This window comes from Bacillus sp. FSL R5-0654, from assembly GCF_038008745.1.
Lineage (GTDB): Bacteria > Bacillota > Bacilli > Bacillales > Bacillaceae > Bacillus > Bacillus safensis.
The window spans coordinates 3,602,478-3,625,779 of sequence record NZ_JBBOZV010000001.1; the positions used below are offsets into that span (position 1 = coordinate 3,602,478).

The 23,302-nt window shown below is 40.1% G+C and carries 20 protein-coding genes, 2 pseudogenes and 2 riboswitches; of the genes and pseudogenes, 3 read left to right on the forward strand and 19 right to left on the reverse strand.

Going from position 1 to position 23,302, the window contains the following annotated elements; all coding sequences use genetic code 11:
- Window positions 1-13: 13 nt before the first annotated feature.
- Window positions 14-1,328, forward strand: a pseudogene (locus tag NSS76_RS18435) (gluconate:H+ symporter).
- A gap of 82 nt (window positions 1,329-1,410) precedes the next feature.
- A riboswitch (SAM riboswitch) is annotated at window positions 1,411-1,523 on the forward strand.
- Window positions 1,524-1,611: 88 nt separating this feature from the next.
- Window positions 1,612-2,733 (forward strand): 5-methyltetrahydropteroyltriglutamate--homocysteine S-methyltransferase, encoded by a 1,122-nt coding sequence (locus NSS76_RS18440; RefSeq protein WP_341082597.1) that lies wholly within the window; start codon window positions 1,612-1,614, stop codon window positions 2,731-2,733.
- 64 nt (window positions 2,734-2,797) lie between these two features.
- On the opposite strand, the gene NSS76_RS18445 is transcribed toward NSS76_RS18440, so the two are convergent.
- From NSS76_RS18445 to NSS76_RS18515, 15 genes and pseudogenes are all read right to left on the reverse strand, one after another.
- Window positions 2,798-3,742 (reverse strand): hypothetical protein, encoded by a 945-nt coding sequence (locus tag NSS76_RS18445; RefSeq protein WP_341082599.1) that lies wholly within the window; start codon window positions 3,740-3,742, stop codon window positions 2,798-2,800.
- 167 nt (window positions 3,743-3,909) lie between these two features.
- Window positions 3,910-4,587 (reverse strand): ATP-binding cassette domain-containing protein, encoded by a 678-nt coding sequence (locus tag NSS76_RS18450; protein ID WP_226340797.1) that lies wholly within the window; start codon window positions 4,585-4,587, stop codon window positions 3,910-3,912.
- Entirely contained in the window at window positions 4,574-6,040 is a 1,467-nt protein-coding gene (locus NSS76_RS18455; protein WP_151862752.1) for a hypothetical protein, read from the reverse strand. Before NSS76_RS18455 ends, NSS76_RS18450 begins: the two co-directional genes overlap by 14 nt.
- Window positions 6,041-6,100: 60 nt before the next feature.
- A complete protein-coding gene (locus NSS76_RS18460) occupies window positions 6,101-6,535 on the reverse strand; it encodes a hypothetical protein (RefSeq protein ID WP_087977903.1) in 435 nt (144 codons plus the stop codon).
- 188 nt (window positions 6,536-6,723) lie between these two features.
- Complete coding sequence (locus tag NSS76_RS18465) at window positions 6,724-8,142, reverse strand: glycoside hydrolase family 1 protein (protein ID WP_283859735.1); 1,419 nt, start codon at window positions 8,140-8,142, stop codon at window positions 6,724-6,726.
- Window positions 8,114-10,021 (reverse strand): beta-glucoside-specific PTS transporter subunit IIABC, encoded by a 1,908-nt coding sequence (locus tag NSS76_RS18470; protein WP_044334936.1) that lies wholly within the window; start codon window positions 10,019-10,021, stop codon window positions 8,114-8,116. Before NSS76_RS18470 ends, NSS76_RS18465 begins: the two co-directional genes overlap by 29 nt.
- 327 nt (window positions 10,022-10,348) lie before the next feature.
- Complete coding sequence (gene licT / locus NSS76_RS18475; protein WP_024423922.1) at window positions 10,349-11,182, reverse strand: BglG family transcription antiterminator LicT; 834 nt, start codon at window positions 11,180-11,182, stop codon at window positions 10,349-10,351.
- Between the two features lie 235 nt (window positions 11,183-11,417).
- Window positions 11,418-12,233 carry a YwqG family protein gene (locus NSS76_RS18480; protein WP_341082602.1) on the reverse strand — a complete coding sequence of 272 codons (816 nt, stop codon included), beginning with the start codon at window positions 12,231-12,233 and terminating at the stop codon, window positions 11,418-11,420.
- A 169-nt stretch (window positions 12,234-12,402) separates the two neighbouring features.
- A pseudogene (locus tag NSS76_RS19690) lies at window positions 12,403-12,741 on the reverse strand (methyl-accepting chemotaxis protein); the annotation flags it as partial.
- Between the two features lie 651 nt (window positions 12,742-13,392).
- Entirely contained in the window at window positions 13,393-14,127 is a 735-nt protein-coding gene (locus NSS76_RS18490) for an energy-coupling factor transporter transmembrane component T family protein (RefSeq protein WP_257802325.1), read from the reverse strand.
- Entirely contained in the window at window positions 14,117-15,715 is a 1,599-nt protein-coding gene (locus tag NSS76_RS18495) for an ABC transporter ATP-binding protein (protein WP_257802324.1), read from the reverse strand. Before NSS76_RS18495 ends, NSS76_RS18490 begins: the two co-directional genes overlap by 11 nt.
- Window positions 15,690-16,289, reverse strand: a complete 600-nt coding sequence (locus NSS76_RS18500) for an ECF transporter S component (protein WP_025093768.1) — start codon at window positions 16,287-16,289, stop codon at window positions 15,690-15,692. Before NSS76_RS18500 ends, NSS76_RS18495 begins: the two co-directional genes overlap by 26 nt.
- Window positions 16,286-16,972: a thiaminase II gene (tenA, locus tag NSS76_RS18505; RefSeq protein WP_025093767.1), complete on the reverse strand. Its 687-nt coding sequence runs from the start codon at window positions 16,970-16,972 to the stop codon at window positions 16,286-16,288. The genes NSS76_RS18500 and tenA overlap by 4 nt, the downstream gene beginning before the upstream one ends.
- An 87-nt stretch (window positions 16,973-17,059) precedes the next feature.
- Window positions 17,060-17,163, reverse strand: a riboswitch (TPP riboswitch).
- A gap of 56 nt (window positions 17,164-17,219) precedes the next feature.
- Window positions 17,220-18,347 carry a hypothetical protein gene (locus NSS76_RS18510; RefSeq protein WP_025093766.1) on the reverse strand — a complete coding sequence of 376 codons (1,128 nt, stop codon included), beginning with the start codon at window positions 18,345-18,347 and terminating at the stop codon, window positions 17,220-17,222.
- Between the two features lie 142 nt (window positions 18,348-18,489).
- Complete coding sequence (locus NSS76_RS18515) at window positions 18,490-19,146, reverse strand: type 1 glutamine amidotransferase domain-containing protein (RefSeq protein ID WP_024427546.1); 657 nt, start codon at window positions 19,144-19,146, stop codon at window positions 18,490-18,492.
- Between the two features lie 254 nt (window positions 19,147-19,400).
- Between NSS76_RS18515 and NSS76_RS18520 the strand changes: the two genes are divergently transcribed.
- Window positions 19,401-19,565, forward strand: coding sequence for a hypothetical protein (locus NSS76_RS18520; protein WP_003214630.1), 165 nt, complete (start codon window positions 19,401-19,403; stop codon window positions 19,563-19,565).
- A gap of 34 nt (window positions 19,566-19,599) precedes the next feature.
- On the opposite strand, the gene NSS76_RS18525 is transcribed toward NSS76_RS18520, so the two are convergent.
- The 4 genes from NSS76_RS18525 to NSS76_RS18540 form a co-directional block, all read right to left on the reverse strand.
- Window positions 19,600-19,971 carry a DUF1304 domain-containing protein gene (locus NSS76_RS18525; protein WP_024427547.1) on the reverse strand — a complete coding sequence of 124 codons (372 nt, stop codon included), beginning with the start codon at window positions 19,969-19,971 and terminating at the stop codon, window positions 19,600-19,602.
- Between the two features lie 5 nt (window positions 19,972-19,976).
- Window positions 19,977-20,231: an ORF6C domain-containing protein gene (locus NSS76_RS18530; protein WP_024423931.1), complete on the reverse strand. Its 255-nt coding sequence runs from the start codon at window positions 20,229-20,231 to the stop codon at window positions 19,977-19,979.
- A 206-nt stretch (window positions 20,232-20,437) separates the two neighbouring features.
- Window positions 20,438-22,819: an immune inhibitor A domain-containing protein gene (locus NSS76_RS18535; RefSeq protein WP_341082604.1), complete on the reverse strand. Its 2,382-nt coding sequence runs from the start codon at window positions 22,817-22,819 to the stop codon at window positions 20,438-20,440.
- 189 nt (window positions 22,820-23,008) lie between these two features.
- Window positions 23,009-23,302, reverse strand: a complete 294-nt coding sequence (locus NSS76_RS18540) for a putative quinol monooxygenase (RefSeq protein WP_024423933.1) — start codon at window positions 23,300-23,302, stop codon at window positions 23,009-23,011.

Genomic DNA, 23,302 nt, shown 5'->3' on the forward strand with positions numbered 1-23,302 from the left:
AGGAGGAAAGATCATGTCATTAGTGTTTATTGGACTTGGCGTTTTGTTATTGCTGTTACTCATGGTTGTCTTTAAGTTAAACGCTTTCATTTCTTTGATTATTGTCTCTTTAATTGTTGCTGTGTTAGAAGGGATGACACCACTAGAAGCGATCGCTTCAGTCGAAAAAGGACTTGGCAGTACGCTCGGACATCTGGCACTCGTTCTCGGTTTTGGAGCGATGCTTGGGAAATTGATGGCTGATTCTGGCGGAGCTCAGCGGATCGCGATGACACTTATTGACCGATTTGGCATCGGAAAAATCCAATGGGCGACGATGCTGACTGGGTTTGTGATTGGAATTGCTCTATTTTATGAAACCGGATTCATTATCTTAATTCCATTAGTCTTTACAATCGCTCAAGCTACAAGACTTCCTGTGCTGTATGTGGGTATGCCGCTCGTCGCTGCACTCATCACATGGCTTCCTCCCTCCTCACCCAGGACCGACTGCCATTGCGAATGTCTTTCAGGCAAACATGGGACAAACCTTATTGGTTGGGATTATTTTAGCGATTCCTGCTGTTTTAGTAGGCGGACTTCTGTTTACGAAACTATTTAAAAAAGATCAGTTGCACGCACATATCCCAAAGAACTTATTTAATCCAAAGGAATTCACAGAAGAAGAAATGCCTAGCTTCGGCATTAGCATTTTCACTGCTGTTTTGCCTGTATTACTTATGACATTCAGAGCATTTCTAGAAATTTTCTTCCCATCCTCCCCATTGCTGCCAACCGCTGAGTTTTTAGGCGAACCGGCGATTGCACTATTAATCTCAGTGCTGCTTGCCATCTACACGTTTGGGCTTGGAAGAGGAAAGAGCATGCAGGATGTGATGAAGTCCATCACGGATTCTATCGGCTCTATTGCTATGATTCTATTAATTATTGCAGGCGGCGGCGCCTTTAAACAAGTGCTCATTGATAGCGGCGTCGATCAATATATTGCAGGAATCATGCAAGGAAGCACACTTTCTCCCCTGCTTCTGACTTGGCTCATTGCTGCTGTCCTTCGTGTCTCTTTAGGATCAGCCACTGTCGCCGGTCTCACGGCGGCTGGCATTTCTGCACCACTGATTGGCCTGACGGGTGTCAGCCCTGAATTAATGGTGATCGCAACAGGTGCCGGCAGTATCACGTTCTCTCATGTGAATGATGCGGGTTTCTGGATTTATAAAGAATACTTTAACCTATCAATGGCTCAAACTTTTAAAACGTGGACATTGATGGTCACCGTGCTTTCACTTGTCGGACTAGCTGGTGTTCTTGTCGCTGATTTGTTCATGTAGGAAATTAAATTGTAAAAACCATTGACTTTTCCCTGAAAAGGTTGAATAATTGTGTTTATTAAGAAAATTGAATCAAAAGGTAACCTTATTAAGAGTGGTGGAGGGACTGGCCCTGTGAAACCCGGCAACCGCTGTTCCTAGGAACAGAATGGTGCTAATTCCTTAAGCAAGCAAATGCTTGTTTGAAGATAAGGCAGAGTTCTCACAGTATATGATGCTCTTCCTTATCTAAGGAAGAGCTTTTTTATTTGATTTTTTAACCTGAAGAAAGAAGGGATTCAGCATGACACAAGTACAAACCATTGGAAAGAAAACAACGAAACCGCCATTCCGCGCAGATCAAGTAGGAAGTTTACTTCGTTCAGAGCGCATCAAGGAAGCACGCAAGCAAAAAGCAGACGGTACGCTGACAGCAGAGCAGCTCCGACAAATTGAAAACGAAGAAATTACACGTATAGTAGAGAAGCAAAAAGAAATTGGGTTAGAGGTTGTCACAGATGGTGAGTTCCGACGTGCATGGTGGCATTTTGACTTTCTTGAAGGACTCGATGGAGTTGAAGGATTTGAAGCAGATCAAGGCATTCAATTCCATAACACAACGACAAAAGCTAGAGGGATCAAGGTAACAGGCAAGATCGATTTTACAGACCATCCAATGCTGGAGGATTATCGTTTCCTTCACAGCATCGCTGGTGATCATACGGCTAAAATGACGATTCCAAGTCCGAATATGCTCTTTTTCCGTGGAAAGCTTGAAGAAGGAGTGTATGACAGCTTAGAGGAATTCCACCATGATGTGGCACAAGCGTATAAGAAAGCCATCCGTGCTTTTTATGATGCAGGCTGCCGCTACTTGCAGCTGGATGATACGGCATGGGCAGTGTTCTTTTCTGAAAAAGGCCATGAACAAGTCAAAGCCTTTGGCCGTGAAGAAGATGAACTTCGTGAATCGTTTGCGAAGACAATCAATGAAGCTGTTGCCGACCGCCCAGAGGATTTGGTGATTACGATGCACATTTGCCGCGGTAACTTTAAATCAACTTGGGCAGCTGAAGGTGGTTACGAAGCAGCAGCAGAAACTATTTTCGCCGGCTTAGATCTTGATGGTTTCTTTTTAGAGTTTGACGACGATCGTTCTGGCGGATTTGAGCCCCTTCGATATGTGAAGAACCCAAACCTTCAAATCGTACTAGGCCTTGTCACTTCAAAATACGGAGAGCTTGAGCCAGTTGAACATATTAAAAAACGCATTGAGGAAGCGGCTCAATATGTAGACATTAACCAAATTTGTTTGAGTCCACAATGCGGATTCGCCTCAACAGAGGAAGGCAACCTGTTAACAGAAGAGCAGCAATGGGAAAAGCTGCGTCATGTGATTGAGATTGCTGATCAAGTGTGGAAATAAAACATCTTGTTCTAAGCTCTCTAAGCTTAGGGGTTAAAAAAAGAACTGCCAATGCAGTTCTTTTTTAGTTACGTAATCTAGATACGATATTTTCTTGTGATAGTTCTTTCTTCATACGTTTTGTGATAATGTATCGCACAAACCATTTATTTAATAGAACCAAGACAATTAGAAGTCCAACTGCTGTTCCGCCAATCCATAGAATGATCTCTCCCGGTAATTGTCCAAGCAGGAAAGCTCCCAAGACAGCAATGAATAACAACGCAATAATATACACTTTTAGGTTCATTTTATCTATACTACGGTAGAATTGCTTGATAATATCCTTTGGTGACATCCCATTTAAATACAAGGACAACAAATCTCGATTCAAAATACTAATCAGTGTATGCATCTGACCTCGATAAATAAATGCAATCACCACAAATAAAATGATCTGAAATACGACAAGCAGCAAAAATGACAATTTTGAATTAGCAACTAGCTTTTCTAACCCTTGTGCTTGGTAGTATACAAAAACATCCTCTTCATCAAACATCCGATCGAACTGGTTCACAAATTCATAAATATCCTCGGTTTTATTTAAATTAACAATGAGTGTTCTAACACCATCGTAGTTCTCACCAATCTTAATTTGATTACTCAGCTTTTTATACAGATCACGTGATAGGTAACTGTAATCTTTTAAGAAATAGTTCCCTTCTCCTTTGTAGTACTCAATATTCGCTTTTAATGGTTCTACTTCACCATCATAAACTTTTACTTTTTTACCTTTAAATCTTTCTGGAAGCAGGATAGTGTTTTCTTTTAGATCTCCTTCATAACTCACAGCCTCTTTTGTTGTCGGATTGAATGATAAAGCCGACAATATATCCGTTTCTCCATTTGCTTCAATAGATAACGAGACGTCATATTCATAGACAATGTCTTTGACATTCGGCATACGCTTAATTTTATCTGTATCGTACTGATACTCACCAGTTTTCGAATATCCATTAATTAAAACCATTGATAGACGATCATTAGTCAATACGTTTTTATAAATATTATCAGCTGAGATCAGGATAGTAAATATAGAGAAAAAGATTAACATCAGTAAAACAAAATTCAAAACAGCTAATTTTCTCAGGGTCGATCGATGTTTCTTTTTTAAATACTCAAAGACGAATGATGTTTTCATATGGATGGGTCCTTTTTATTCAAGTCTTCAAAACGAAGGACAACATCAGCATGTTGCACAACGGTATCAGAATGTGTAACGACTAAAATGGTCTTCGTTTTCTTCAATTCAGATAACATACCAAGCATCATCTGAATATTATCTTTATCAAGGTTATTTGTTGGTTCATCTAGTAGAATCAATGAATAATTAAACAGCATGATTTTCAAAAAAGCAGCGCGCTGCCTTTCTCCACCTGATAGATTACTCACGATGACATCAAGTTTTTCGCTCATTTTAAGTTTCTTAGCTTGTTCTGTTAATCTTTCATTTGAGATTTCTTGTTCATTAATTAAAGAGATGACATGTAGATTTTCTCTGACAGTTAAAGACTCTATTAAGTTCAAATCTTGAAAGAAATAGGCAATTTTCTTACGGTATTTATCAATCTGTTCTTGATTTGTAAAATCAATGGACTGATTGAACAAAGTCATCTTCCCGGCACTCGGTTTTTGAATCAATGCAATAATGTTAATAAATGTCGTCTTCCCACTACCACTTTCTCCATGTAGGGCATAAAGGCCAGGGCCTTCAATATGTAAAGACAAATTTTTCAAGATGGTTGCATTCCCATATTGAAAGCCGAGATTGTCGACTTTTAAAATCGACGTATCTCCCTTATTATCTAAGTTCACTAGCCATCTCAATCCCCTCTAATAAATTAAGTGTGTGATTTCCATAAACACCTAATTCAAAATCGTAACTTCCTTTAGATGTGCAATAACCTAAGCCACATTGCGAGGCTTTAACTTTTTTCTTAATTTGAACTTTTGGCACATCCAGATTATAGCGTAATAAAAGATCTGTATATAGATTGAGAATAATGTGATAGTTATTTCCTTGATAAGAAATAACTTCATTAAACATATCTACCAATTTATTCTTATCTTCTTGAGTTATATCTACAATATCATATTTCATAAGTGTTGTTAATAAATCATCTGAATCGCTCCACTGCACAGTACTTTTATCAGCTTTTTCTCCTTTAAGCTTAAAGCAATAGTACATTTCACTACTGTTCTCTATGTTTTGACATGTACCACTAGGAATCAATGTTTCGTCAAACGATAAGCCTAATTCGTTCGTGATTTGTTTTGCAAAGAACTGATTTTGATAACTGCTTATTTGGTCTTTTTCTTCTAGTAACCCTTCATATCGATTAGTTAGAATTTTCCTAAATTCTTCTGCTTGATCAAGATCAGCACTAGAAAAAATGTTTGACATTAGATAAAGATTCCTTAAAGAATCTAATGAGTAAAATAATGAAGGAAAAGGCTTATAATTTGAAGGAATGTTAAAAGTAAGCTCATTCTTTTTTTTATGATTCATATCCTGTAATAACTGAATGATTTGAAAATGAAACCAATATGTAATTTCATCTCTAAACAAAATGGTTTTTTGGTTATCTTCATTAAAATAAATATTCGTTAAATGTTTGACATTAGGTTCTATCTCTACCATATTCGCCAATATAAGAGATGCATAAAGAATGATAGGTTCGTCATAATCAAATAGAGAAAGACTTGTATATTGTTCCAAATCAGATTGAATTTCTTTTTCTAAAAATGAAGGTATCTTATGATCAAAATATGATGTCAAGATTAGAAAATAATCGTACTCTATTTTATCTTGCGGAGACGGCTTATCCAATTTGGAGAAGGTTTCTTTGACTAGTTTAACACCGCTAGAATCCTTTATTTTAGTAAAAGTATCATATAATAAGAATAAATTTAAATAGGAATCCATACCGGTGATATCTTTCTCGGAAAATTTACTTTTATTCACATTTTGAGAAAGTGCCACCTTACAGAAAAATTGATTTTTTTCTTCCCTACATTCTACTGGTTTACTATTGTGCCCGTGAGTTTTTTGATAAAGTGCTAGTGTGTTATGAATTAGTTCAGATGGTTGTTGTTGTTGGCTGTTGACCTCAAAGACTTGACCTCCTGACTCACTCTTCATATAGGAGTGGATGGTACGTACAAAGTCTTTGTTATATATCTTTCTTTGCATAGACATATTCTCTTTTTGACTACACCCCGTTACAATCAATATAATTGAGACGATAAATATTAGTATTCTATACATGATGTATTCTCCTAATATTAAAATAAATGCGGAATAACTGAATCGAATAAACTTTTAGATTTAGATTTTAGCTGTAGCTGTATAAGTTCTGCTGCTATTTTGATCTACTTCAGTTGTCGTATACATACCTAGATAAATAGCTAATCCACCTGCACAAACGTTCCCTGAAGTAGTGTAGATTTTACCTTTCGTTGACTTACTATAAGACTTACTTGAAGCACTTCCTGAAGCTCCCGTTCCTGGAGCAGAAACACTTCCACCAACAGTATAGAAACTGACATCATGGTGAAGCTTCTTAAAGCCTGTACGTGTTGTCTGACTTTGGGCTTTAAATTTACCGCAACCTTTAAAATCAGACCAATATGGTAAATCCGCTTTAGCCGTTACCTTAGAAATAGTTTTCACTGCTCTATAAGCTTGAGCATCTTGAACATAAAATAATGATGATGCAACTACAAAAATAATAGCTACATATAAAAATTTAATTTTAGACATATTTTCCCCCGATTTCTCGATACAGTTATTCCACAACAGGGATAATTATCCTATATTTCCAAATTCATATCAACCATTACTAGTCGACATATTACGACAATTTTCACAAAAATATCATACTTTTCAGCATAATTGTTAAATTCAACCAAAAAAGAAAAACCACTCAAGGCATGAGTGGTTTTTCTTTTTTATGCATCCAAATGTTCACCATTTGTCGCAATCACTTGTTTATACCAATCGAAGCTTTTCTTTTTCTTTCGATCTAATGTACCGTTTCCTTCATTATCACGGTCAACATAAATGAAGCCGTAGCGTTTTTTCATTTCAGCCGTTGATGCGCTGACAAGGTCAATTGGGCCCCAGCTTGTATAACCGATCAGGTCAACTCCGTCTGCGATCGCTTCTCTCGCCTCTAGCAAATGGCTTCTGAGGTAATCAATTCGGTAATCGTCTTGAATGGATCCGTCTTCTTCTACTTGATCGACAGCACCCAATCCATTTTCTACGATAAACAATGGCTTTTGGTAGCGGTCATACAGCTGATTCAGTGTTGTACGAAGTCCTTTCGGATCAATTTGCCAGCCCCAATCACTTGCTTCTAGATAAGGGTTTTTCACACCTTCAAATAAGTTACCGCCAGTCACTTGTTCAAGGATCTTTGGATCTGTACTTGTCACAAAGCTCATATAATAGCTGAAGCCAATATAGTCCACTGTATGGTTTCTTAAGATGTCTTCATCGCCATCTTGGAACTCGATGTTGATGTCATTTTCAAGGAAATAACGTTTCATGTAACCTGGGTAATAACCTCTTGCCTGTACATCTGAGAAGAACAATGTTTTACGGTCTTGCTCAATTGCAGCAAACATATCTTCTGGTCTTGAGCTGTACGGATAAGTTGTCATCGCTGCAATCATACAGCCGATTTTCGCATCAGGAATGATTTCGTGTCCTGCTTTGACAGCCAAAGCACTTGCAACAAATTGGTGATGCGCTGCTTGATATTGAATGCTTTTCTCGTCATCACCCTCTTCAAATACAAGTCCGCCGCCAGTGAAAGGCGCATGTAATACAACGTTGATTTCATTGAATGTCATCCAATATTTCACTTTGTCTTTAAAGCGAGTGAACAATGTTTTCGCGTATGTTTCATAAAGATCGACAAGCTTACGGTTTCTCCATCCGCCGTAGTTTTTCACAAGTGCGAGCGGCATTTCATAGTGAGAGATGGTGACAACTGGCTCAATTCCGTGCTTATGCAGTTCATCAAATACTTTTTCATAAAAAGCAAGGCCTGCTTCATTCGGTTCCGCATCGTCGCCATTTGGGAAGATACGCGGCCAAGAAATGGATAGTCTGAAGCACTTGAATCCCATTTCTGCAAAGAGTGCAATATCTTCTTTATAGCGATGGTAGAAATCGATTGCATCATGATATAAGTTCAAGTCTTTCATTGATTCATCGAATGGGTGCATAATACCATTTGGTGATACATCAGCTGTCGATAAGCCTTTTCCATCTTGATTATATGCGCCTTCAACTTGGTTGGCTGCAACAGCGCCGCCCCATAAGAAACCTTTAGGAAATGTTTTTTCTAACTTGTTCATGTTGAATACCCTCCTCTTTTTCTTCTACACTGACTGTAAGCAGTGTCTCTTTCACTGTAATCGTTCCATCTGTTTTCGCATCAACTTGTGCAAAATCGTTTGTGTTGGTGACAATAACAGGTGTGGTGACATCATAGCCTTCTTGCTGAATGCCCTCGATATCAAAATCAATGAGTACATCTCCTGCTTGAATCAGATCACCTGACTGCACATGACTTGTGAAATACTTTCCGCCAAGTTTTACCGTGTCAATCCCGACATGAATGAGAAGTTCTGTACCTTGTTCACTCTTCAAGCCAATGGCGTGTTTTGTGTGGAAAATGGTTTCAACCTTGCCGTTGAACGGTGCTACAACACGCCCAGCTGTTGGTACAATGGCTGCACCTTTACCCATAATTTCATTAGAAAATGTTGCATCATTTACTTGATTGAGTGGCTTTAGTTGACCTTCAAGCGGGCTTTGTACCACTTCATTTTGAAGTGCTGCTGTATCTTTCTTTTCTTCTGGTTTGTCTGCTTTTGTATCATCTTTCACTGGTACATCTTTGAATCCTAGAACAAGTGTCATGATCGTTGCTACAACAAATCCGATGACTAAACCGATGATTGAGTAGACAAATGTTGGTCCAATGAATGTTGGGAGACCTGGAAGGCCTGCTGATCCAGATATCACATATGATTTTACTTTAAAGATTGACATGAACACGCCGCCTGCTGCTGCACCAATAAGGGCTGCAAGGAACGGTTTTTTCAATCGCATGTTCACACCATACATAGCAGGTTCAGTAATACCCATTAAGGCTGTGATACTTGTAGACATCGCCAATGATTTGAATGTTTTGTTTTTTGATCTTAAGAAGACACCGAATGCTGCGCCTGCTTGTGCCATATTCGCTACAAACATCATTGGAAGAATGTAGTCAAAACCGTTTAACGTAATGTTGTTGATCATGATTGGAAGCAGTGCATAGTGCATGCCCGTAATGATCAATGGTGACATGAATCCGCCGATCAAGAGTCCTGCCAAAAGACCTGCATGTTTGAACAATAAATCAATTCCACCTGAAAGGCCACTTCCGATAATCCCGCCAAGCGGTCCAACCGCGATGAGCATAACTGGTACAACGACTAGAAGTGTGACTGTTGGAACAAGGATGATCTTTAATGATTTCGGACTATATTTTTCTGCGAATCTTTCAACATATGAACCAAGCCAGATGGTGAGTAGAATTGGAATCACCGATGAAGAGTACACAACGGCAACCACTGGCAAGCCTAGAAATTCTGTATTTCCCGCGCCCAGTAAAGCGGTTAACTGCGGGTGCAGTGCTGCTGCTGCAATGGCAGCCGCGATATACTGATTTGTGCCAATTTTTTTGGCTACGCTTACAGCAAGCAAAATCGGTAAGAAGTAAAAGGCTCCATCTCCGATGGCTGTTAAAATCGCATACGTACTGCTTTTATCTGATATCCACTGGAATGTGAGCATCAGTGCCAAAATCCCTTTGATCATACCGGCCCCAGCGATGGCTGGAAGAATCGGTGTGAAGACACCAGAGATAAAATCGAAAAGCTTTGATATCACATTTTGTTTTGACGCTTCTTCTGTACCGCCTGACTTTACATCAGATGATAGACCTGAATCAGCGACCATCGCTTGATAGACATTTGAGACATCATTGCCGATAATGACATGATATTGGCCTCCGCTTTGATTCACGCCCATGACGCCGTCTGTTGATTGCAGCTTCTCTTTATCTGCCTTGCTTTCATCGTATAAGTTGAAGCGAAGTCTTGTCATACAATGCGTGACGTGTTTAACATTCTTTTCACCGCCGACAAGTTCTAGCACTTCTTTTGCTGTTTGTTTGTGGTTCATTGTGTTACCCTCCAATCGTTGATTTCATCTTGATATAGAAAAAACCTAAACATCCATTAATGTCCGAGAAATAGAGATTCAGACATTAATCGATATTTAGGTTTTGCCTGCTTAACCAGTAACAATCCTTCATAGCGATTGATCGTTATTTAATTTTTATAAGTCTTTAGATATAAAAAAACCTAAATCACGCCTTATCAAAGATAGGGACAATGATTTAGGTTTTGCCTGCTTGACCAGTAACAATCCTAAAAGATTGTGGGTTATTTAGTTTATAGTTATAAATTATCATGTTAATTTTGTGATGTCAACGCTTTCTTTTTGAATTTATTTTCTTTTTATTACTCTGTCTATATGCAAAGTTAAATATAGCATTTCATCTTCTATGAGACTTCGGTTGTATTCTTTTTGAACATACTCGTTAATTTTTTCTGCGCATTGAAAAGCTGCGGTGTTTTTCTCTTTTACCACTTCATACAGAAACTCATTTTGATTTTCCATTTGTGTTTCGTTAAACAGACGCTGACCAAAAAACTTCAAATGCGTCACAAAACGGAAATAATTTAATGATTCTTCGTCCAAATCAATTTGAAAGTGATACTTAACGATGTTTAAAATGTCTTGAATGAGTTTGGTGATTTGAATCACGTTTGGCATTTCTTCATTGAGCTCTGCATTGACAATATGCATGGCAATAAAGCCTGCTTCATCCTCAGGAAGATGGATGCTCAGCTTGTCCTCAATGATCCGAATAGCTTCTAAACCGCATCTGAACTCATCTTTATACAGCCGTTTGATTTCCCAGAGCAAGGCATTTTTGATGTCCATTCCTTTTTGATGACGTTCAATGGCAAAGGTGATATGATCCGTCAGCGTCACATAGATGCTGTCATTTAAATTTTTGTTAAGGGTTGTTCTCGCATGCTCAATAATCGCCTCACACACTTGCATATACTCGATTGGAATATCATAAAGCAGGGTTTTGAATTTTTCTGATATATCTTTATTTTGAATAGAAAATACTTTTTCGATTCGTTCTTCGTCAATCGGGTCTCCGCTTTTCTTTTGAAACGCGATCCCTCTGCCCATAATGACCAGCTCATGCTGCTCGTCATCATACGCACTGACAACATTATTATTGATTACTTTAGAAATGATCAATTGATACCCCCCAGTACATTCCGCTTTTTCGAGCATTTTATCGTTGATTCATATGTCATGTTATTATTATTTTCAAAAAAGAGGACTTTAAGATGATTTTACATTTTTTTTTGATCCGGTCAACTAGAAAGAATGACATATTACCTCTCAAAAATGACGAAATAGGGGCAAAAAAGTCTAAAAACATACACAAAAACACTCTATAAAGAGTGTTTAAAGTGTGTTTTTTACAAAATCAGGAGCAATCCCAATTATAGACGACATTCTCGAAATTTTTTCGTTTAAGGTCTTCTGGTTTGATAAAGAAGTTGGCAATACCGCAATCTCCCCACATCAAATCTACTTCATCATCTGAGTCAATTTGTAATAACAGAACGGTATGTTCTTGATCTACATAGGTACGCGGATCTTCTTGTGTAAACCCCGGATACCCGCCCAATTTGTGACCAAAGCCACTCGCTGTTTCATAAAATTCATCCAGCAGGGCATCTGCTTCATCGCCATTAACACCATCTGCATCTTCGAATAGATCCCAGCTGTTCTTTCCTGTGACTTTTTCAAAGCGGAAATCTCCTACACTGATCGTTTCGCTTGATAATTCACCTGTAATTGCGCCTTCCTTCGTCACAGGAAAATAAAAATCGTCTGGAATTTTCACAAAAGAAAAATCAGTCATTAACTCTTCTTCTGCCAAGAAAGGTTCCTCAATAAATTTGATGCGAAAATCTTTTTGCTCTGTTTTATGGTCAATATTCATCCCATAAAGATCATCATGCACAGAAATAAAAACTTGCAAAAGTCCTGTTTCTGGATAATCCTTCACCTTGGGCAGCTGGCCGAAATTAATTTGTGCCAAAAGTTTCATAGGTTGTCCTTCGCCGTCAACTGGATATTCGTCGTTTTTTGGAAAATAAGGATCACCAGCTATTTTGCTGTCGTATGGTCCTGTTTTTCCTTGTTTCATCTGCAATTGAATCATTGGTTTTTCCGTTTCATCTAACAACGGACGGTAGGGTGCAAGTATTTCTTTCAGCTTCGCTGATTGTGTCACGATGATCTTCCTCCTTATGAATAGGTCTAATGACAAAACTAGTCTCTCTTTTTCTATCATACAGAAGTGTATCCTGCCTGTCAGCGATAAAACGGTCATAATCCTAACAAGTTTCTCACCTTGAAATGATAAAAAAACCTCCGATTCAGCTGGAGGTTTTGTCGTTCTTTTATTTCACTTGATAGTTTACTAAGTCGTTTGCTAATGCTTTCATCGTTTCGTTTGTTTCGTGAAGACCTTCAATAATTTTTGTAAAAGTGCCTACTAGCTCTGCTTGATGCTCAGAGGAAGCGACAATTTGCGCAATTTCTTCTTCCATTCCTTTGATCGATCCCTGCACATCTTTTAGGGCTGTTTCAATATCAGTCGTCGCCTGTTTCGCGTGAGTTGACAGCTTTCTCACTTCTGTTGCGACCACTCCAAAGCCTGCTCCTGCTTCCCCTACTCTTGCAGCTTCTATTGAAGCGTTGAGTCCAAGTAAGTTCGTTTGATCAGAAATACCTTTGATGAGATTGGACACTTGATTGATTTTAGAGGAATTTTCGACAGTGGTTTTCGTATTTTGTAGAATTTGTTCACTTGTCGCTTGTAGTTCCTCTGAATGTGCGGCAACCTGCTGTACCATTGCGACTAGTTTTTCGGAAGCTTCGTTGCTCTCCGTCATGATGTGATCTAATCGTTGTTGATTCGTTTGGTCATATGCCACACAGAAGGCAGCAACCACTTGACCTGATTCATCTTTAATTGGAACGGCTACGATATCCATTGGAATCCCGTATACTTCTTTCGGAATTTGGATAAACGATGGTTCTCTTCCATTTTTCAGCATGGCAAAGTTTTGGAATCCAGCATCTACTGTATCACCAGCTTTAAATCCTAAATCAATATTCCCATGCTGCTGATAATAAAGAACCTTCTCTTTCCCTAAGACAGAAAAGGTTAGCTGCTCTCTCATAGCAAGTCCAATGATTGGTAAAGCGTCTATTATGTTATCAATTCTCTCTGACATTCGCTTACGTTCATCCTCTCTTTTTCTCAGTACACCTTCTTTATCGGTTCGTTATATGATCTATTACAGCCTGTAATGTGTACTAATATCAATCAAATGACCTAAGACATATAAAAAGCCCACATTCTATCAAGAGAATGTGGGTGTTTTTTAAACAAAGTAAATGCACATGAAGACACTGATACCGATGAGAAAAAGATACATGTAGTCAATCCATGTGGTGCTGATGATATGATAATACGTTCGCTCTCTCGCCCCTGTGAAGCCCCTGGCTTCCATTGCAATCGCTAAGCGTTCTGATTTTCGTACGCCCTGCGTAAAAAGGGGCAATGCATAACGCATAAAGGCTTTCCAGCTGTTTTTTTGCTTGTAGCCTCTGATTTTATGTGCAGCTTTCATTTGTTTTAATTCACTTTGAAATAACGGAATAAACCGGAAGCCGGCAAGCATGCCATACGCCCATTTTGGGGACATTCGGCATTGATGAATCAGACTCATCATAAATGCCGTCAAATCTGTTGTGGACGTAAAAAGGAGACCAAATGTCACAAATCCCAGCATTCTAAAAGCGATGGTGAGCCCATTTCTTAAACTCTCCTCTGTGATATGAAACCACGCCCACTTCCAAACGGAATGATCCCCCTTGCCGAAGGCCGCCATCATCCAGAACACGAGAATAAAAAAGAGCAGATAAGGGACAAGCCTTGTAACGAGATACTTCATATTCCATCCACCTAAAACAACTCCAATGCTGAGAGCAAACAGCCAAATGATAAAGGTAGTTTTAGGGTCAGAAATCGCCATGAGACAGCCCATCGCAAGCAGATGAGCGAGTAATTTCATGACTGGATTCACAGTAGAAAGAAAGGAGTGATTACTTTGCAATCGTCAGCACGTCCTTTCTTTCTGCCACATAGCGATAATGTAAAGGAGCTCTTAGCTGATAAGCATCGACAAGTTCTTGATTTGAAAATAAATCATAAGGGGTGCCATCATACACATGCTTCCCTTGATGAAACAGAAGCACTTGATCGGCACACTCATCGACAAGCTCCATATCATGTGTGACCATCACAATGGTAGTGCCTTGGCGCTGACGCTCTTTTAAACGCCTCATCAATTCCTTCGCCGTTTTTTCATCCTGCCCGAAAGTCGGCTCATCTAACAGCAATACATCTTGATCAAAAAGGAGCATCGTGGCAACACTTAACCTTCTTTTTTGCCCTAAACTTAAGGTGAAGGGATGTGCTTTTGCATGCTTCTCTAAACCGAACTCTTTCAGCAGCTGAACCGTTTTTTCTTGTACGACTGATTCTGGCCAGTTTCGCTGTCTGCCGCCAAAGGCAATTTCATCGAATACTGTGCCTTGTATAAATTGAAGCTCCGGATTTTGAAACACAAAGCCTGCTTTTTCATATAGTTCTCGGTCTGACCACTTTTTTAGGAGTGTATCTTTTAAGAAAATGTGGCCTTTTTTCGTTGGCTCTAAACGAACCAAATGTTTGAGAAGTGTGCTTTTTCCACTTCCATTTTCCCCAATGATCGCCACCCAATCCCCTGATTTGATATCAAGCTGGAGATCACTCATAATCCTTTTTTTCCCGTAGCTTAATTGAAGATTTTCTGTACGAATCATTGTCTTTCGTTCGATTGATGGCACCTTTTCATGCTGCTCTTTTCGCGCTTTAAAGGTTTGCATAAAGGTTTGACTCAGTGGATGAAATGGATCTTGAATGATCGTGGACCATTTCTCGGGAAATAATTTGGGCCGCCAAATTCCAGCCTCTTTCATTTCTTCCTCATATGCCGTGAGCACATCTTTTGGAGCTCCATCTGCTAAAATGCTGCCTTGATCATCTAATAAAATCACCCGGTCCATCCATTCGATGACACCGTCAAGCACATGCTCTACAAAAATCATGGTCTGCTGCTGATCGGCTGCAAGCTGCTGCAGCAGTTGAAATATGTCCATTCTACCTGCCGGATCAAGCTGTGCGGTTGGTTCATCAAAGAATAGAACATCCGGCTGTAATGCGAGTAAACAAGCAAGTGCCAATCGCTGCTTCATGCCGCCAGATAAAGTGTGAATCTCTGTATGCGGATCGACATCCAGTTGGACTTTTTGCATGAGCTGCTGAATGATGTCATCCATCTCTTCACGAGGGACGGAACGGTTCTCTAAGCTAAAGGCAATTTCTTCATTGACGCGGTGCATACAAAACTGAGAGTCTGGATCTTGAAACATGACGCCTGTATGTCTTTGCAGCACCACTTCCCCCTGCATGTCTGCTTCCACATGCTCTGGAATGATTCCAGCCAGAACCGAAATGAGCGTGGATTTCCCGCTTCCGCTCGGTCCTAAAATAAGCACCTTTTCCCCTTTTTGAATCGTAAGGGAGATTTGATGCAAAACGGGTTTAGGCTGTTCATAAAAACGGACAGAGAGTTCATTGCACGCGAGAAATGAATTCATGCTGTTCACCTTTGTTTCGTTTTTCTTTCATGATGGCATATTGATTCAGTACACCTGTTTTGGATAGTGCGTCTACCACCACTTTCGCAAGGCAGCCGCCAAGTATCATTCCACTGATAATTTGAGTCACAAGGGTCATAAGTAAAACTTGAGGCGTGTAATAACCAAAGCCATTTGCCACGAGACTGTACGCCATCGCTCCGATAGCGGCAAAGGCACCAGAGAGCATCAGTGTCCACATGCGATATCGTTTATAACCAAAAAGAGCGAAGGCGATTTCTGCCCCAAGCCCTTGGCATACACCAATTAGCAGAGCTGAAAGTCCGAAGTGGCTGCCTGTCAATAATTCCACAGCCGCGGCGGCTGTTTCCGCAATCAGAGCAGCCCCCGGCTTTTGAATGATATATGCAACGATTGGACTTGCAATGACCCATATTCCAAACATGATGTTGCCTCCTGCTGGGCCAACAAGTGCTGTAATCGGTAAGTATAGCGTGGACCATCCTAAATAGATCACACCGCACGCAACGGATAAAATCACCGCAAGGACGACTTCTTTCATCTTCCATGTCATGATGAATGCACCTCCAGTTGAACTGGCCACTCTTCAACAGTGAAGGCCATTTCCCAAAACTTGTACTCGAGCTGGCAGCTTAAGATAAAGTGCTGTTTCATTTTTTCCTTTTCCTTCTCACTTGCTGCTTCCGCCAACTGATCGAGCCGCTTGCAAAGCTCACCTGTAACAGAATCGGTTAATCCTCCATAAAACGTGATCCACTCATAAAATGGATGTGACGGGTCTGGCTGCACATCTGTGAGCATTCGTTTCCCTATTTCCCAATATGTCCAAGGACATGGAAGCAGGACAGCGATGATTTCACCAAGCGTACCTTCTTGCGCAACTTGCAGCATGTGATGAATATAGTGGTGAGCACTCGGAGCCAAAGAAGCACCTTGGAGCTCATCATATGCGACTCCTGCCACTCGGCAAAGATTTTGATGAGGGTGCGTCTCACTATCTAGTACAAACGCAATCTGCTGATGGAAAAACGCAATATCCTCTCTGTCTGTACATCTGCTGAGCGCTGCTGCATAAATTTTAATGAATGCTTGTAAGTATTCTGCATCTTGTTTGACGTAATGAATGATCTGTTCCTTTTCCAGCTTTCCTGCTGCCAGGCCTCTGACGAACGGATGCTGATAAATGGCTTCAAATAACGGTTCTGCTTCTTTCCTTAATTGCGTAGAAAATGTCATAAAAAAAGCCTCCTCTTCTTCAGTTGAATAAATGAAAAAGCCACCCCAAATGGAGCGGCCTTCTTATCGATTCAATCATGAATAAGACAAGGTCCAGCTCCACTTCCCTCCGCTAGTACGAACTAGATCAGGTTCAAAGGGTCCAAGATTTTCTCTTGTCTCAGTCATACATGACTCCCCTAGTGGACTTTTGTCATTTAATTATCTTTACTCTACACATGTGGCGATTTGATGTCAACCGCCTTTCTTAATTCAACGTTCTGATTGTTGGCAGCTTCTCGATCCCTGCAGCATAGTAGAAATTCAGCACACTGAAGAAATCAATCGGCTTTCCTGTTTTTAAATCTACAGCTAAAATATGATCACCGTAATTTGTCATATCATCAATATCTAAGCGTCTTGGTGTTGTCTTCCCGAGTGTATCAACAAAGCTACTATGGTAGTACTGCCCGCTAGCAAACGATGATTCATGATACATAAATAAAGTCTCCACATCTAAGTAGACGAGAATGGCCTCAGAGGAACTTGCATATGGAGCGGAGTACGACACTGGTGCCGAAATACTTTTCACTTTCACACTGTCAACAGAATGAGTTCTCTGTTCATATTTTCCATCATATGAGAAGTAAAACACACGCTCCCATTTATAATCGGCGGTCTTTGTTTGCTTATTGTATACTTTTGTACCATTTGCGAAAACATCACCGTTTGCATACTCAGCTACAAAATATTGCAAGGTGGACGAAAGGGATACAGCCCCCGTGAAATTGGGCGGGTTTTTTGCATTCACTTGTATCGTGTAGGAGTCTCCAAATTCTCCGCCGCTTGTAATACCGAATGCATAATCACCTGCTGGTAAATTGGTCAATCCAAGCAGGCTGCCTGCCGGTTGAATTAAATCTGTCGGGTAGGCTTGTCCTGTTTCATAATCAACAACAAATAATTGAACAAAATAATCAGGGTTTGAAGAGGTAATCCGGCTGATGAGTGCCTGAGGTGAAGATGTGCTTAAAAACCATAAATCAACTGGGTCGTCCTCTGTTAAGACAGCCGATTGATTAATAGCTAGTCCATCAATGGAGCGAACGGCAGACGTGCGCATTTTGCCTTCTTTAGCAGCTTTTCGTTTGATACTGATTCCTTTCTTCTTATTCACTTTAAATGATTTTTTCACTTGCTTCTGTTGAATAGCGGTTCCTTCATCCTGCTTCAAAAACGATTCTTGCACTTGCTGAATCGCTTTTTCCGTCAGTGGTGATATTTTCCCTTCTGATTTCGGTGCTTCTTCGGCTTTTAATGCTGGTGAAAACAAACCTGTTGCGACGAGTAAAACAGACAGTAAAGCTGCGGTGATTTTGACATAAAATGCTCTCACAGGAACATCCCCTTTTTCCTCATTTGGGTTTTTTACCCTGTGATTATTTTACCATTATTCTATTTATTGTTTTGGTCTTTTTTTGGGACATTTTTATAACAAAAAAACCAGCCGTATGAGTCACGACTGGTTTTTGATCGTTTTATGCAATGGTTTTGACAAACAAGCGTGCTGTTTCTGCACTTGATCCGGGGTTTTGTCCAGTGATGATTTGTCCGTCGACGACAGCAAATGGCGCAAAGGCATCTCCTTTTTCAAACGCTGCCCCCTGCTCACGAAGTTTTGTTTCCAATAAAAATGGAACTTTTGATGTCAGCTGCACGGCTTCCTCTTCTTCGTTTGTGAAACCTGTGATTTTTTTGCCTTCGATAAATGATTTGCCATTTTGGTCCTTCACATCAACGAATGCTGAAACACCATGACAAACGGCTCCGATCGCACCATTTTTATCTGATACCGCTAAGATCGCATCCGCTACCAGTTGATTAGACGCAAAGTCGATCATAGGCCCGTGCCCTCCAGCAAAGAAAATTCCGTCATAATCAGCGGGATTCACATCTGTAAGCGCCTTTGTGTCTTGAAGTAATTCATATACATCTTGATATTGCGCTGGGACACCTTCAGGAATTGAATTTTTGTCAATTGGTACAGTGCCACCTTGAATAGAAACAATTTGTACTTCTAGTTCATTTTCTTTAAAAATATGAAATGGCTCTGCTAACTCTTCTAGCCATAAACCTGTTGGATGTCCATTCATTTCCGGGCTGCTTGTCGATACTAATAACACTTTCTTACTCATCTTGATCATCCTTTCGATTTATCCTGTGGCTATTTTATATTTCGCACAATTAAATATCAAGCAATATGACTTTAGGCCAGATTATTATGTTATACCCGATTTTCTAAAAAATATGGTATGACTCCAAATCTAATCAATATGTCACATTCTATTGGTAGGGAATTTCATGTAAAATTGTCATTGAGTGATATAATATGAGGAAAGATTGACAGTTCTCTCGTCACATGAGGGATTTTTAAAGGAGTGGAAAAGAGATGAAAACCTATTCGATTGTGATGATCATCATCACGCTCTGTATTATATTGGCCGTCTTTTTGATGAACCTAACGGGGGTCATGTACGGAAAAATCATTTTGGCCGTTGCCGTAGCCCTTTGTCTAACATCCATTATTCGTTTGATGGGTCTTCGAAAAAGATAAAAGCCGCCCTCACTAGGGGCGGCTTTATTTAAGATTAGATCGCCAGCATCAGTGCAATGAGTGCAAGCAGTGCTGGTACTCCTTGTTTGATGATAATTGATTTATTGGATGTTACACCGCCAAATACTGCTGCGATGAGCACACAAAGAATGAAAAACAGCTGAATCATATATCCAACGGTATTCGATCCAAGAATGAGCCCCCAAATGAGTCCTGCAGCTAAAAACCCGTTATAAAGCCCCTGATTGGCAAACATCACTTTGACATTTGGATCTTTTTGCAAGTGTTCTGGCAGCTTAAAAGACCGCTTCGCCATCTTTGATTCCATAAAAAACATTTCTAATAACATGATGACAATGTGTTCTAAAGCGACAACTCCTACTAAAATCATTGCTAAAATATTCAATTTAGTTAATTCCTTTCTGGTAGACGTTCACGAATCTCTATTTTGTCCGTGTATAAATCAAAGTCTTGTATCAATTCTAGCGCTTCTGTAAAGCGACTTTGTGGAATGTCTTTCATTTTTCTCACGCCGAATTCCTTTTTAATAAAAGCCATGATGGTATTGATATGAAGCTTACCGTGGCCAGCATACTCCAAATGGCTGCAAAAAGTCTGCATCGTCCCTCGAATCACCTTTAATTGCTTGGCAGTGACACAACTCATTGGTAACGCTCATCCTTTCCTTTGTTTTAACAGCTAAAAAGAATCATGGTTGAAAGAAAAACCTTCCAGTGTCTATTATATAATGGTTTCATTCGGATATCAAAATAAAAAAGAACAGACATTCGATTTAAAAAACAATCGTGCCCTCACAACCCTTTTCTCACATATCAAAAAGCCGGATTCAATGGTAGAATCCGGCTTTCTATTTAGTTACTTTTCGAAATTAACACCTTTCCAACAGAACGATCCTTACTTTGTCCAACGACTTTAAAGGATAACCCATATGTCGGTACATCGCGTCCTGCATCTGGGTTGTTTGGATTCACATAGTTCTTTTTATCACTAAATGTACGAGCCGGGCGAATGTAGCGATCTTGCAAAGTTAAGCCCGTTGTTGCTGTATAATCTATATTCAGCTTCGTACTTGGATTCAAAGAGAATGCTGCATCATGTACTTGGAACCCTGTGGCGGCAATGGAACCGTCACTCCATTTTAATACTTGCTGATCTGCATCTACTACGCCAAGGAAGCCGTTCCCCGGATGTTTTCCTACCCAGTTATCACTGTATGATTGATCGACATACCAAACGACCAACCCATTATTATAGCTCATCAGACTTGCCCCGCGTTTAATATGCTTTAAGCCTTTATCGACATCAGCATAAGAGCGCCACTCTAGTAAATAGTATTGTGCTGCATATTGTTTTCCATTAGATTTTGAGAATCCATTAAATGTAAAAGTAGGCGTGCCCTCGGCATCATCTGACCATACTTTCGTTCCATCTGCCGTGATGTTCAGGTCATCTACGAATAAGCCTGGAAGCGAATAGCCTGCATCAGTTGTGTAACGGAATTGCAGGTCGATTTTCTTCCCTGCATAAGCAGACAGGTCAAAGGCTGCATCTACCCAGCCGTCTGATTTTCCGTCGATGCCATTGCCTTCGTTTGCACCTGCTTCATTTCGATCATTCGTGATGTTACCCGCGATGGTCTTCCATTGATCAGTCCCTGTTTCACGCACTTCGACATACGCATAATCATAATCTTCTTCAATATCGTACCATGCTTTAAACGTCAGCTCTGCTTTGCTTCCTTTTGACAAATCAATACCTGTTGTCGTCATGGTTGCATTCAAATTGTCACCCGTTCCGCTGAAATACGAATATTTCCCTTGAGCAGGTGTCGTAACGACAATCTCTTTATCTGGTAAATCGACTCGAACGGCATCATGGTTCGTTCCTTTTGTTGCTGCTTCATCAATTAATACTGTTTTGCTTTTCTTTAATGTTTTACCATCGATGGTTTGTCCAGAAAGCCAGTTGCCTCCATGCAGATTTTGAAGCATTTCTTTCGCATATGGGCTAAAGCCTGTTGGTTCCGTACCAGGAACTTTACCTGCCCAGCTTCCGCTTGACATGATCGACCAGTAAGAAACGGGCTCTCCTCTGCCTGTGTACTGTGTATCGTACTCGTCAGGAAGACCAAGATCATGTCCGAATTCATGTGTGAACACACCTGCTGCGCCATCTTCGGGCTCGATGGTGTAATCCAACGCGCCTAATTTCCCGCCTTGACCAACTTCAGATTCAGTATCCGGAATTTCAAATACATCACCAAGTGACCAGCGGTGTGACCAAATCGCATCAGCGCCAAGTTGTCCGCCGCCTGCTTCTTCACCTACGCCGGCGTGAACGACCATCAGATGGTCAATGATGCCGTCTGGCTCGTTATAAACACCGTCGCCATCAATATCATAGCGGTCCCATTGATCATACTCGCTTAGATCAATATTCGGATCTTTTGCTGCTGCTTCGAGTGCTTCTTTCACCAATTCGCGCGGTCTGCCGTCACTGCCTGAATCGTCAGGTACGTTCCCGCCGTAATAAGCTGCTTCATGCTTCGCTGTATACCATCCTGCAACTGTTCCACTAACTGTGTAACTGCCGCCGGACTGCTTTTCATAATATTGCTTCATGGATACTTTCCGTTTCCCATCCGGACCGATGTAGCCATTTTTTCCGAAAAGCATATCTTGATAGTGCTGTTGATCGTACTTGTCATAGTACATATCAGTCTCTTCTTTTTTAATACTATTATGCTTATAATCTTTAAAATCTACTAATAAAACCAATACTTTATCATTGCGGACGTCACCTTTATACTTTTCCTTTTTGACCGGTTTTACTTGATTGCTTTCTTTTCCTTTATGCTTCTTTAATTTTTTCTTTTTGGCAAGTTTGTTATGTACCTCTTGTTTGTATTCTTTCAGGAATTCAGGCTCTTCTGTTAAGGTGCTGGCACTTTGTTTCATTGCTGATTCTTCTTTTTTCTTTAGATAGTTCTTTAATGCTTTTTGGGTTTCTGCCTCATTGGCATTCTTTTTGATCTTTCCTTGTTTTTTCAAGGCTTTGACAAGACGGTCTTCATTCACGACACTTGAGTCAAATGGAATACCTGAATAATGACCGCCATCAGAGGATGTTGATTTTTCTGTGGTGCGGGCAGATAGAGGGGTGCTGAAAGCTGTCAATGTGCCTAAACTTAGGACAGCGGTTAGTGCAATTTTCGTCCATTTCCCTTTTTTCATATTGGTTCCTCCCTATTTTGGTAATAAATAATATCTAATTCTAGCATATTCCAATATAGTTAAGTCGAAAAACATTTTATTTTCAGAAATTTTGTGGAAAATGCACAATACGTGAATGAAATGGGTGGAACCATATGTCGAAAATAAAAGAACCCTAGGCGTTAACCGCCTAGGGTGTTTGTTGTTTTTCTATGAAAGCTGCTGGCCTTGAAAGGCAACCACGTCAAGTGGAGCGGCTAAGAATTCTTTTGCCTTCGCTACGAAAGCCTGGAAATGAGCACTTGCATTATGGCTCTGAACCGCAGCGTCATCTTTCCACACTTCTACCATTAAAAAGGTATTTTCCTTTTCTGTATCCTTGAACAGCTTGTAGGAAACATTGCCTTCTTCAGCCTGTGAAGCTTTCATTAACTCGTTGATTTCTTCTAAAAATACGTTTTCTTTTTCTGGATGAATGGTCATCCCTGCATGAATAATAATCAT

Coding starts and splice junctions, on each gene's coding strand:
- NSS76_RS18440 (WP_341082597.1), top strand. CDS start 1,612: ATGACACAAGTACAAACCATTGGAAAGAAAACAACGAAACCGCCATTC.
- NSS76_RS18445 (WP_341082599.1), bottom strand. CDS start 3,742: ATGGTTTTAATTAATGGATATTCGAAAACTGGTGAGTATCAGTACGAT.
- NSS76_RS18455 (WP_151862752.1), bottom strand. CDS start 6,040: ATGTATAGAATACTAATATTTATCGTCTCAATTATATTGATTGTAACG.
- NSS76_RS18460 (WP_087977903.1), bottom strand. CDS start 6,535: ATGTCTAAAATTAAATTTTTATATGTAGCTATTATTTTTGTAGTTGCA.
- NSS76_RS18465 (WP_283859735.1), bottom strand. CDS start 8,142: ATGAACAAGTTAGAAAAAACATTTCCTAAAGGTTTCTTATGGGGCGGC.
- NSS76_RS18470 (WP_044334936.1), bottom strand. CDS start 10,021: ATGAACCACAAACAAACAGCAAAAGAAGTGCTAGAACTTGTCGGCGGT.
- NSS76_RS18495 (WP_257802324.1), bottom strand. CDS start 15,715: ATGAATTCATTTCTCGCGTGCAATGAACTCTCTGTCCGTTTTTATGAA.
- NSS76_RS18500 (WP_025093768.1), bottom strand. CDS start 16,289: ATGACATGGAAGATGAAAGAAGTCGTCCTTGCGGTGATTTTATCCGTT.
- tenA (WP_025093767.1), bottom strand. CDS start 16,972: ATGACATTTTCTACGCAATTAAGGAAAGAAGCAGAACCGTTATTTGAA.
- NSS76_RS18515 (WP_024427546.1), bottom strand. CDS start 19,146: ATGAGTAAGAAAGTGTTATTAGTATCGACAAGCAGCCCGGAAATGAAT.
- NSS76_RS18520 (WP_003214630.1), top strand. CDS start 19,401: ATGAAAACCTATTCGATTGTGATGATCATCATCACGCTCTGTATTATA.
- NSS76_RS18530 (WP_024423931.1), bottom strand. CDS start 20,231: ATGAGTTGTGTCACTGCCAAGCAATTAAAGGTGATTCGAGGGACGATG.
- NSS76_RS18535 (WP_341082604.1), bottom strand. CDS start 22,819: ATGAAAAAAGGGAAATGGACGAAAATTGCACTAACCGCTGTCCTAAGT.
- NSS76_RS18540 (WP_024423933.1), bottom strand. CDS start 23,302: ATGATTATTATTCATGCAGGGATGACCATTCATCCAGAAAAAGAAAAC.